The sequence below is a fragment of the Paenibacillus sp. FSL H8-0537 genome, from assembly GCF_038051995.1.
Taxonomy (GTDB): Bacteria; Bacillota; Bacilli; order Paenibacillales; family Paenibacillaceae; genus Pristimantibacillus.
In genome coordinates this window covers 5,385,686-5,396,748 of sequence record NZ_CP150290.1, presented here as the reverse complement: position 1 = coordinate 5,396,748, position 11,063 = coordinate 5,385,686, and the positions used below count along the sequence as shown (strand labels likewise).

General features: G+C 53.6%; 7 protein-coding genes. 6 read left to right on the top strand and 1 reads right to left on the bottom strand.

What is annotated here, in order from left to right; translation table 11 throughout:
• Positions 1 to 5: 5 nt before the first annotated feature.
• From sbnA to MHB80_RS22745, 5 genes are read left to right on the top strand one after another with little or no spacing between them, the layout of a single operon-like run.
• Entirely contained in the window at positions 6 to 1,001 is a 996-nt protein-coding gene (gene sbnA, locus MHB80_RS22765; RefSeq protein WP_341279124.1) for a 2,3-diaminopropionate biosynthesis protein SbnA, read from the top strand.
• The gene (gene sbnB / locus MHB80_RS22760) at positions 998 to 2,035 is read left to right on the top strand and encodes a 2,3-diaminopropionate biosynthesis protein SbnB (protein ID WP_341279123.1); all 1,038 of its coding nucleotides are present in this window, start codon (positions 998 to 1,000) and stop codon (positions 2,033 to 2,035) included. Before sbnA ends, sbnB begins: the two co-directional genes overlap by 4 nt.
• Positions 1,980 to 5,192 carry an IucA/IucC family protein gene (locus MHB80_RS22755; RefSeq protein WP_341279122.1) on the top strand — a complete coding sequence of 1,071 codons (3,213 nt, stop codon included), beginning with the start codon at positions 1,980 to 1,982 and terminating at the stop codon, positions 5,190 to 5,192. The genes sbnB and MHB80_RS22755 overlap by 56 nt, the downstream gene beginning before the upstream one ends.
• Before the next feature lie 19 nt (positions 5,193 to 5,211).
• Complete coding sequence (locus MHB80_RS22750) at positions 5,212 to 6,546, top strand: LLM class flavin-dependent oxidoreductase (RefSeq protein WP_341279121.1); 1,335 nt, start codon at positions 5,212 to 5,214, stop codon at positions 6,544 to 6,546.
• Positions 6,543 to 7,895, top strand: coding sequence for an MFS transporter (locus tag MHB80_RS22745; protein WP_341279120.1), 1,353 nt, complete (start codon positions 6,543 to 6,545; stop codon positions 7,893 to 7,895). The genes MHB80_RS22750 and MHB80_RS22745 overlap by 4 nt, the downstream gene beginning before the upstream one ends.
• A gap of 141 nt (positions 7,896 to 8,036) precedes the next feature.
• Here MHB80_RS22745 and MHB80_RS22740 read toward each other — a convergent pair whose 3' ends face one another.
• The gene (locus tag MHB80_RS22740; RefSeq protein ID WP_341279119.1) at positions 8,037 to 9,629 is read right to left on the bottom strand and encodes an AraC family transcriptional regulator; all 1,593 of its coding nucleotides are present in this window, start codon (positions 9,627 to 9,629) and stop codon (positions 8,037 to 8,039) included.
• A 373-nt stretch (positions 9,630 to 10,002) separates the two neighbouring features.
• Here MHB80_RS22740 and MHB80_RS22735 point away from each other — a divergent pair, with 373 nt between their 5' ends.
• Positions 10,003 to 11,034, top strand: a complete 1,032-nt coding sequence (locus MHB80_RS22735; protein ID WP_341279118.1) for an iron-siderophore ABC transporter substrate-binding protein — start codon at positions 10,003 to 10,005, stop codon at positions 11,032 to 11,034.
• The last annotated feature ends 29 nt before the right edge of the window (positions 11,035 to 11,063 follow it).

The following is an 11,063-nucleotide window of genomic DNA, read 5'->3' as shown; positions in this document are numbered from 1 at the left end:
ACTAGATGAATGTGAAAACGGTGCACAAGCAAGAGGCAGGAGTGACCTCCGTAGTAGATTGTGTGGGCGGAACACCGCTCGTTCGGCTGAAAAGAATTTTTCCAGACTCAAGCGTCCGGCTGTTCGCCAAGCTGGAGATGATGAATCCGGGCGGCAGCATGAAGGATCGATCTGCGCTGTATATGATTGAGCAAGGCTTCGAGAGCGGCTTAATCGGGCCGAATACGCATTTAATCGAAAGCACCTCCGGCAATCTCGGCATCGGGCTGGCGATGGTTGCGAAGATCAAGGGGCTGAAGCTGACCTGTGTCGTCGATCCAAAAATATCAAAAACGAATTTGCAAATTATTAAAAGCTTGGGCGCGAGCATTGATATGGTGACCGTCAAGGATGAGCAGGGCGGCTATCTCAAAACGCGGATTCAGCGGGTCAACGAGCTGCTGGGCCAAATTCAGGATTCCTACTGGATCAATCAATACGCCAATGAATGGAACTGGAAAGCCTACTATTCTACTGCAGCGAGTGAAATTATAGAGCAAATCGATGAAAAAATAGACTATTTGGTTTGTGCGGTCAGCACGACCGGCAGTATTTTGGGCTTTGCCCGGCGGCTGCGCGAGACGAATCCGCATATGAAAGTAATTGCAGTGGATGCGGCAGGCTCCGTTATATTCGGCGGCCCGCCGGGAACGAGAGAAATTCCTGGCATTGGCGCAAGCCGCGTGCCGGAGCTGCTCAGCAGGGATGAAATCGATGAGGTCATCTATGTGCGCGATTTGGAATCGGTAGCCGGCTGCCAGCAGCTGCTTGGACAAGAGGGGATTTTTGCAGGTGGCTCTACGGGGTCGATTATTGCTGCCTTGGGCAAGCTGCTGCCGTCTATTTCTCCGTCCTCGACGATTGTTACCGTATTCCCCGATCGTGGGGATCGTTACATGGATACGATTTATAACGATGATTGGGTCAGTATGCTCGAACAAACAGGAGGCGCACTAGTATGAACAAAATGCTGTATTTGAACCGCGAGGATATTCGCCGGGCGGGAGGCGATTCGTCAGAGCTGTATGTGCAGGCGGTCAGCCATGCACTTGCGCTGCATGCGGAAGGGGATTTCGTACAGCCGCTGAAGCCGTATCTGCGCGTCAATGAACAGAGCGGCCATATTGCCGACCGGATTATCGCCATGCCCGCTCATTTGGGTGGAAACGAGCCGATATCCGGTATTAAATGGATCGGAAGCAAGCATGACAATCCATCCCGGCTTGGAGCGGAGCGGGCCAGCGGCGTCATTGTGCTGAATGATCCACAGAGCAATTATCCGGTAGCGATACTGGAGGCGAGCCTGATTAGCGGCATGCGCACTGCAGCCGTTACCGTTATTGGCGCCCGTTATTTGGCGAAAAAGCAGTTTGCAGCTTTAAGCTGCATCGGCTGTGGCGCAATTGCCGGCATGCAGATGCAGGCGATGCTTGAACAGTTTCCAGCTATTAAGACGCTGCAGCTTTATGATTTGAACGCAGCGGCGGCGGAGCGTTTCGCTCAGCGCCTGCGCGAGCGCTTCAACCATGTGGATATTACAGTTGCGGGGAGTGCGGAAGAGGCTGTGCGCAGCGGCGAAGTGATCGTCACCTGCACGGTCGCCGACCAGCCGTATATTCCATTCGATTGGCTGCAAAAAGGCGCTTTCGTCAGCAATATTTCGATTATGGATTTGCAAAAGGATGTTTTTCTCCGCGCGGACAAAATCGTCGTTGACGATTGGCAGCAGGCGAATCGGGAGAAAAAAATTATTCATCAGCTTGTCACGGAGGGCAATTATTCGCGCGAGCAGCTGTATGGCGAGCTGGGCGAGCTGGTTACTGGCCGGAAGCCAGGACGCGAGAACGATGAGGAAATCATCGTGCTCAATCCAATGGGCATGGCTATTGAGGACATTGCCAGCGCCGCGGAAATTTATCGGAAGGCGAGAGAGGCGGGCATTGGCAGCGAGCTGGAATTGTTTGGCGCTGAGCAAGCTGCGCCATCTGCAGGGTGATGCTATGAGTGAGCGGAAAACAATCGCGGCTCCGCTGGCAATAGCGGAGCAAGCGCATGTGGAGCGGCTGCTCAATGCGTATATGCGGGAAGCGGGACATTTTCGCCCGCTTCTTCATGCGGAGCAGCAGCTGCCGATGGAGCTTCAGGCAGCTGTCGCTCGTGAAGGAGGCCTTGGGGCATTTATGCTGGAGCTGCCCCATTCCCGCGGGGCAATTGTCGGTTCTATTCGCTGGCTATCGGCGATGGGCCATCACAAATATGGCGACTCGCTGTGGCTCGTGGAGGGAACAGGAAGGGCAGCTCGTCATGCTCCGTTCAGCTGGCTGGATGGTGCAGCTGGGCTAGCAGCGATTATAGTGGCCGAGCTCGCGCTTGCGAGCGGAAGCCGAGATGCAAGCAAAGAAGAAGCATTTCTGGCGCAAATTGCTAGCTCATTGAGCAATATGAGCCATTTCTTAGAGGAGTCAGGCAGTGGCGGCATGCAGCTTGCAAGGACGTATGGCAGCGGGCGAATAAGGCTGGCAGAGCAGTCGATGCTGCAGGGCCATCCATTCCATCCTGCCCCGAAAAGCTCGCAGGGATTTACGGCGGACGATAAAGTCCGCTACGCTCCGGAGCTTGGCGCTGCGTTTACGCTGCATTATTTTGCCGCTGAGCCGGAGCTCGTGCAGCAGCAGTGGATTGGAGATCAAGCAGTGGGCGAGAAGGGCGATACGGTTACCCCTGAGAAGGTACGCCTAGCCGCACTGAAGCTGCTGCCTGCTGCTCGCCAGCACTACGTTCTTATGCCGGTCCATCCTTGGCAGGCGGAGTACTTGCTCCGCTTGCCTGTGGTCGAGCGGCTCATGGAGCAAGGCGGCCTTGTGCATTTGGGCCCGCTAGGAAATGAAGTGGTGCCGACCTCATCTGTGCGTACCGTTTGGGATGCACAAAGCCCTTATATGATCAAGCTTCCGCTGCAAGTGCGTATTACTCATTTTGTGAGAAATAATCCGACAGAGCAGCTGGTCAGAACCATTGAGGCCAGCCGAATTCTCGCACAGCTGGAGCAAAGCAGCCCGTTTGGAGAAACGTTCACTATTATCCTTGAAGAAGGGTATCAGACGATTAATTTGCTGGAGGATGTGCCAGCTGAATCACTAGAGGCTGCTATAAGCGCAACAGAAGCGGCGGAACTTGCCGCGAGCTTTGGCGTCGTATTCCGCCGCAACCCGGCCTATACGGAGTTGGGCCATGAACCTGAAGAAGCGGCAAGCCCGCTAGTAGTCGCCGCGCTGCTTGAGGAAGGAGCGGAACCGAAGTCTGCGCCGATAGGCGCCTTCATCCAGCTTGCCGCAGATGCCCGGCAGGCGGCACCTGATCTTTCTTTTGCCCAGCAATGGCTGGAGCAGTATGTTGAAATATCACTGGTACCGCTGATTTGGCTATTTGCAGAGCATGGAGTCAGCATGGAAGCCCATGTGCAAAACTCGCTAGTTGCATTAGAGCGGGGCTGGCCGGTACGTTTTTACGTCCGTGATTTGGAAGGGACTTGCCTTAGCGAAGAGCGGCATGGACAGCCAGCTTCCGGGAGGAAGTCCAGTTATGCAGCACGAGGGAACAGCTCTACTGGGCAGACTGCCTTTACACTGCCGCAGGGCCATCCGGCACTTTATGCAGATAAGCAGGCATGGGATCGATTTAAATATTATGTGCTGGTCAACCATTTCGGCCATCTCATTCATGCCATCGCTTATTCGCTGGATGTGGAGGAATTGGCGCTGTGGCACACCGTTCATCATACGCTTCGCCGTTCTTCATGGCTGAGCGGGGCTGAGCCGTATATGACCGATTTATTTCATACGCCCCAGCTGCCAGCCAAAGCGAATTTGTCCAGCTGGTTCAGCCAGTGCGGCGAAAATCCGTCCTATGTAACGCTGCCTAATCCGCTTTATGCGGTGGCAGAGCGCAGGGACGAGCCGATTACTGCCTCCGTGCTGAAGCGGGTAATGTCGGATAAGCAGGAGCATGCCGATCAGCCCTATTGCGCTTATTTGTACCATTTGGCTGAGCTCCGACAGCATATTAGCCGCCTGACCGCCAGCCTGCCGAGCTTCTGCCAGCTGTTTTATGCGCTGAAGGCAAACTCCGAGGCACCTATTATAGGAGCGCTTGCTCCTTATGTTCATGGGTTTGAGACGGCTTCCGCAGGCGAAATCCGCAAAGCGCGCGAGGTGGATGTTAGCATTCCGGTTATTTATGGAGGTCCCGTCAAAACCGATGAGGCGCTGATGGAGGCTATGGAGCGAAAGGTTCGCCATATTCATGTGGAAAGCAGGCATGAGCTGCTGCGATTGAACGAGCTTGCCGCTCGGCGCAGGGAAATCATGCCGGTGCTGCTGCGCGTAAATGTAAGCATCCCTTTGCCGGATGCAAAGCTCGTAATGGCGGGACGGAAATCGCAGTTCGGCAATGATGAGCAGCAAATTCCTGAACTGCTGGAGTTGTCTCGCACGTTAAGCCATATCAAAATCGACGGTTTTCATTTCCATTCGCTATCGAATAATTTGAGCGTCGATCGGCATTTGGAGCTGCTCGCCTTTTATTGCCGCCGCGCTGCAGAGTGGACGCAGCAGTTCCATCTGAACATTGCTTACATCAATGTAGGCGGTGGAATTGGCGTCAATTATGCAGATTTGCTGCGCCAATTCGAGTGGGAACAGTTCACGGACGGGCTGCGGGAGCAGATTGCTCCGCTATGTGCGCCTGGGGTCAAGCTCGTATTTGAATGCGGCCGCTATATTGTCGCTTCTTGCGGCTATTACGCGGCGGAGGTGGCCGAGGTGAAAAATAATCACGGCAGCCGCTTCGCCCTGCTGCGCGGCGGTACGCACCATTTCAGGCTGCCGGCATCCTGGCAGCACAGCCATCCGTTCCGCATTATAGCGGTGGATAGCTGGCCCTATTCCTTCGAACGTCCGCAGCTGTCTGATAGCCGGGTAACGATAGCTGGCGAGCTGTGTACGCCTAAAGATGTGCTGGCGCGCGACAGCTATATCGAGCGGGTGCGTGTCGGGGATATTGTGTTATTTCCTTATGCAGGTGCTTACGGCTGGGCGATATCCCATCATCAGTTTTTGAGCCACGCGCAGCCGCAGCACATTTACCTTGATTAAAGAAACGGAGCTGAAAACGATGACCCAGACGAAAAAGCAGCTGCATCTGAATTTATTTCTGATGAGCACCGGCCATCATGAGGCTTCATGGCGGCATCCCGACAGTAGCCCGGAGAGGGCAGTCGATGTGCATTATTATGTAAAGCTGGCGCAGACCGCGGAGCGGGGCAAGCTGGATTCGATTTTTCTCGCCGATTCCTATGGCCTGCCGCCTACGATTCAATACAAGGTGCTTCAAGGACTGGAGCCGTTTACGCTGCTATCCGCGCTTGCGATGGCAACGAAGCATATCGGGCTCATTGGCACTGCCTCGACCACTTATAATGAGCCGTTTCATATTGCCCGCAAATTCGCCTCACTGGATCTCATCAGTGGAGGTCGGGCCGGCTGGAATATTGTGACCTCTACCGGCAATACAACGGCTTTCAATTTCCGCGACGAGCAGCTTCCTGAGCATTCGATGCGCTATCGCCGGGCCGAGGAGTTTTTGCAGGTCGTCAAATCGCTATGGGACAGCTGGGAGGATGATGCGCTCATCATCGACAAGCAGTCCGGCGTCTATGCGAATCCCGAGCGAATTAAGCGGATCGATCATAAGGGTGAGCATTATGCGGTTCGCGGTCCGCTGAACTTGCCGCGCATGCCGCAAGGGTACCCGCTGCTAGTGCAGGCAGGCGCTTCGGATACGGGCAAGGAATTTGCCGCGATGGCGGCGGAGGCCGTATTTACAGCACAAAATACGCTGCAGGGCGGGCGCGACTTTTACAGCGATTTGAAATCGAGAATGGCTAAATACGGCCGCAGTACGGATAGCCTTTGCATTTTGCCCGGCTTCTGCGCCATCATTGGCGATACGGAAGCAGAGGCGAAGGAAAAGGAGCAGGAGCTGCATGAGCTGGTGCAAATCGATTATGGACTATATAGGCTGTCTAATTTATTTGGGATAGACCTGTCTGCTTATCCTTTGGATGGTCCGCTGCCTTATGCCGACTTGCCCCAAACCGAGCAAATCAATTCGCAGAAGGGCCGGCATCAAATGTTTATTGAAATGGCGCAGCAGGAAAAGCTCAGCATTCGCCAGCTTATGATGCGCACCGCTTCTTCACGCGGCCATTTCTCCATGGCAGGAACGCCGATACAAATAGCTGATGCGATGGAGCGCTGGGCAGTCGCAGGAGCAGCCGATGGCTTTAATTTAATGCCGCCTTCACTGCCATCAGGGCTGGATGACTTTGTAGACAAGGTCATTCCTGAGCTGCAAAATCGCGGCTTGTTCCGCACCGATTATACCGGCAGCACACTGCGGGAGCATTACGGGCGCAGCGTAGAGGCACGGCCTGGCGTCCACGCGTGAAGGGAAAAGGGGCGCCAGCCGGAGCAGGTGGCGCAGACAAGGCAGCGGTTAACTGGCGGCTGAATCTCACCATTTTATGGCTCGGCAATTTTCTTGTTACGGGCAGCGCGACGATGGTCATCCCCTTTCTCCCGTTGTTCCTAGAGGATTTGGGCGTGAGCTCGGTCAGTGAGGCGGGGTTTTGGGCTGGAGCGATATTCGCCGCCCATTATGTGACCTTATTCATTTGCCAACCCATCTGGGGAAGAATAGCCGACCGCTATGGGAGAAAAATGATGCTGCTGCGAGCAGGCTTCGGCATGGCCATCGTCATTGCGATGATGGGCTTCGCTGAGGCGCCATGGCAGCTGCTGCTGCTTCGTTTACTCAATGGCGCTTTTGCCGGGTTTTCACCTTCGGCAACTGCCATTGTATCGACGAATACGCCGAGCAGCCGAATGGGCTTCGCCATGGGGACGCTGCATTCCGGCAATATTTCCGGTACGGTCATGGGGCCGCTTATTGGCGGCTTGCTGGCGGAATGGCTTGGGCTGCGGAGCGTTTTTTTCATAACGGGCACGGTGATGTTTTTGGCGGCACTGTTGACTGCTATCGTCGTGAAGGATCATTTTGTGAAAGCCGATCAGCACTCCGAGCAAAATGTTTCCACGATCGGCGGCTTTCTCGTGTTATGTCGGGTTCGGCAAATTCCCGCGCTGCTGGCGGTCAGCGTCATGATTCAGTTTGCGCTGACCGGATCTCTGCCGTTTATTCCGCTGTTCGTCAAGGAGCTGCATGGCGAGGCGGGCATGCTGGCTTTATATGTAGGGCTGGTCAGCTCGGTTACGGGCGTGTCCAATATGATTTTTGCGCCGCTGCTTGGCAGGCGCTCTGACCGAACAGGCCCGCACCGCATTTTGAGCTACTCGATGCTCGGCGCATGCGTAGTCGTACTGCTGCATTATTTTGTCGCTTATTATTGGCAGCTGCTGCTGCTGCGGTTTTTGCTTGGCATGTTCATTGGCGGGCTCATTCCGACGGTGCGAACGCTCATTAAGCAGTATGTGCCGAAGGGGATGGAGACGCGGGCATACAGCTTTGATACGAGCGCAGTCAGCCTGGGGGCCGTTCTTGGGCCCATCGTGTCTGGGGCAGCTTATGGCTACGTGGGTATAAGGGGAGTTTTTCTCATGTCTGCCTTTCTCATGCTGCTCAATGCCGGCTGGAGCTACAAAATGCTTGGAGGCAGCGGCAAATCCAGAAGCGATGCTAGAGCAAATCCCGAAACTCCTTCTGACACGATCGCCACTCCTGAAAATAACGCTTCTACGCCCCGACCTGCGGGCGAAGCATTCAAAAAGCCTATGTAGCCGCGTTAGCGCGGCCGCATAGGCTTTTTTTTGAAATATAGAGATAGGATATCCTAGCGCTATCCCTTCTCTATAATTTCTCGGAATGAAACGCGCCGCGCCGCCAAAGGACGGCGACAGCCGTTTCACCTTGTTGAAAAACTAGGCATGATGCTGTCCGTCCGTATAGAGGAGCAGCGAATCCATAATCGTTTTGCGGCCGATCGGCGTCCAGCACATGGCATACCAATTTGGGATGAAGCGTACACGGCCGCTCTGGACAGCCTCATGCTTTTTCCAGAAGGGGCTGCTTTGCATTCGCTGCAAAATTTGATCGCTGCTCGGTCCATGATGAAGCTTCTGAACGAACAAATAATCCGATTGAATGGATAGGCCGCTAAGCTGCTCCGGCTGCATTTCGACCTTGTGGTCAATGGCTGGAGAAGAGCTGCCCGCCGTTAGTCCGAGCTCGGTGAACAGCAGCTCGTTGAGCGGATGGTCCGGCGCTCCTTGAATGCGTACGGCGTTGTGCGTAACCCGCATTAACGTCAGGCTACCGCTGCCGACGGAGCGGCCGAGCTGCTTGCGGGCGTCGTCGGTTTGCTGCGCCAGCTCGCTGAGCATCGTCTGCTCGGTGAGCTCGCAGCCGATCATCTCCGCAATTTTGTGCAAGGCGATACGCCAGTCGGCATGATGCTCCAGACAAGCGGTGGAGGCGATTTGTTTAAGCGGCTCCTCGTAGTTATGATGATAGCGATCAATGAGAATCAAATCCGGTTTAAGCAGCATCAGCGTCTGCAAATGTCCGGTCACTTTGCGCAGATGCTCGGCTTCTCCCATGCCGGGATAACGGAAGCAGTTCATGCTGGCTATCGGATAAATGCCGAGCGAGCGCAAGCTGTCGTCAAAGCTGGAGCAGGCGACGACCGCGATTTTTAATTGATGGCGCTTCATATAGAGATTGGGAGAAATGCCAACCGCTGCTTTAAATACCCGGCTGAAATAAAATTCGCTGCCAAAGCCAATCCGCTCGGAGACACTTCTGACAGACGCCCCATTCAGCGAGAGCTGGGCCTTCGCCTCCTTGACCCGAAGCTCTGCTAAATATTCAAAGGGAGTGACGCCCATTACCTTCTTAAACTTGCGCGAGTAGGAGGTTGGCGTCAGCATGGCGATACTGGCAAGCTGCTCCAGATTGATTTTTTCATGCAGATGTTTATGAAGGTAGTTAATGCTTTCCTGCATGCCCTTCTCAGATGTTGGAATGCGATTAAGCTCCAGCAGCTCTAGCAGGACTGTGCTGTAAAGCTCCTGAAATTGCAGTTGAATCATCATCTCGCGTTCAGGCCTGCTTTCGAACTTATCGGCTTGTGAGGCTGTCTCATATAGGCGTGCGATGCGCTCGGAGATTTGCTGCTGGCTGTGCAGTTTAATGCCACTATTGAACAGCTCGGCTGGCAGCTCGGGAAGCTGTACCTTCCGGCTTTCACGCTGTTTGGCGATACCAACGGCATCCAGCATCAGCACATAATATTCAAAGTCTCCGCGACCTGCTTGGAAGCGTATAGACATGCCGGGAAGCAGCAGAAGCGGCTCAAGCGCTTCGAGCTTTCGCTCATAGCCGTTCATAGAGAGGAGGCCGGAGCCTCGGGTAAGAAAGATGAGCATCGGAGCGGGCGCCGTCCGCTGAATAGAAGTGTGAGCGGGTTTGCTGTATTTGTGAATGGAAGATAAAAAAACCATTGTACGTTTCATTTTGGCGTCTCCAGTCTATTAGTCTGGTAAGAGGCATCGGTTGCTGCAAGGTGAAACGGCTGTCGCCGTCCTTTGGCGGCGCGGCGCGTTTCAGTCCGAGAAATATAAGCCTGTTATAAGAGTGAAACTTATAAATGCTTATATTTAAAAATAAGAAAAATGGGATCCTGTTTATTGTAAATGAAAATCATTATCATAGTCAATTATGAAAATAGGTTATTGTCAACTATGGGGTAGATGATAAAATCTTATATGGAATCGGACAAAAAGATCAATGTACAAAAAGCGCCAAACGTTTTATGATTCTCGTTGAGAATAGTTCTCATAAAAATGGTCGTTAAAGGCCGAAGATACATACAGGGAGGGTTTTTCAATGTTATTCAAGTTACAAATCAATGGGCAGGCGCGCGCGGTACTGGTGCTGCTGCTGCTGATGCTCGTCGTATCAGGCTGCGGAGCTGCGGCAAATGGAACTGGCGGTGCATCGCCTGGGCAAAGCAGTGCTAGTCCGGCTGCGGGAGAAAGCACTCAGCCAACCGCTGAAGCAAATGCTGCTGGGTCGACAGAAAATCGTACTTTCAAGCATGCGATGGGAGAAACAGTCGTTCCGCCTAATCCGCAGAAAGTGGTTGTATTGGATAATGGCGCACTTGATAATATACTTGCACTTGGCGTGAAGCCGGTTGGCGCGCCATCGATCATTTCGGTGGATGATGGCTTCGCCACTTATTTGACAGGAACAGATGGCATTACGAATATCGGAACGGTGGAGCAGCCGAGCTTGGAGACGATTGCCTCGTTGAAGCCAGATGTCATTATCGGCATCAAGGATACCCAGGAGGCTATTTATGAACAGCTTTCACAAATTGCGCCAACTGTATTTACTGAGGTAGGCGGCGCACAATGGGAGGCGAATCTGGCTGTGCACGCCGCTATTGTTGGCAAAGAAGCAGAGGGCAAGAAGCTGATTGAGCAATTTGATGCGCATATTGCAGAGCTGCACGCAAAGCTGGGCGATAGCTTGAATACGACGGAGGTTTCGCTGCTTCGTCCAAGGAAGGACCGCGTTTCCGTTTACTTGAAGCCTTCGTTCACTGGCGGTGTAGTAGAGCGTGCAGGCATTAAGCGTCCAGCTGTACAAAGCGGCGATGACGATTTTAACTTTAATGCGACAGAGGAACAAATTGCCGATCTGGACGGCGATGTCATTATTTTGTTCGGACGCGAAAGCGAGCAGGAATATTTTGAGCAAAAAATTAAAAGCAATCCGCTATGGAATACGCTCAAAGGTGTGCAAAATGATCGCGTCTACGTAGCGAGCTGGGAAGTTTGGCTCAGCGGGCATGGCATACAGGCCGTCAATCTTATGATTGACGATTTGGCTAAGTTCCTGGTCAAAGCGTAATCAGCGCTTGCGTTCAAGGGATTGGAAGC

Coding starts and splice junctions, on each gene's coding strand:
- sbnA (WP_341279124.1), top strand. CDS start 6: ATGAATGTGAAAACGGTGCACAAGCAAGAGGCAGGAGTGACCTCCGTA.
- sbnB (WP_341279123.1), top strand. CDS start 998: ATGAACAAAATGCTGTATTTGAACCGCGAGGATATTCGCCGGGCGGGA.
- MHB80_RS22750 (WP_341279121.1), top strand. CDS start 5,212: ATGACCCAGACGAAAAAGCAGCTGCATCTGAATTTATTTCTGATGAGC.
- MHB80_RS22740 (WP_341279119.1), bottom strand. CDS start 9,629: ATGAAACGTACAATGGTTTTTTTATCTTCCATTCACAAATACAGCAAA.
- MHB80_RS22735 (WP_341279118.1), top strand. CDS start 10,003: ATGTTATTCAAGTTACAAATCAATGGGCAGGCGCGCGCGGTACTGGTG.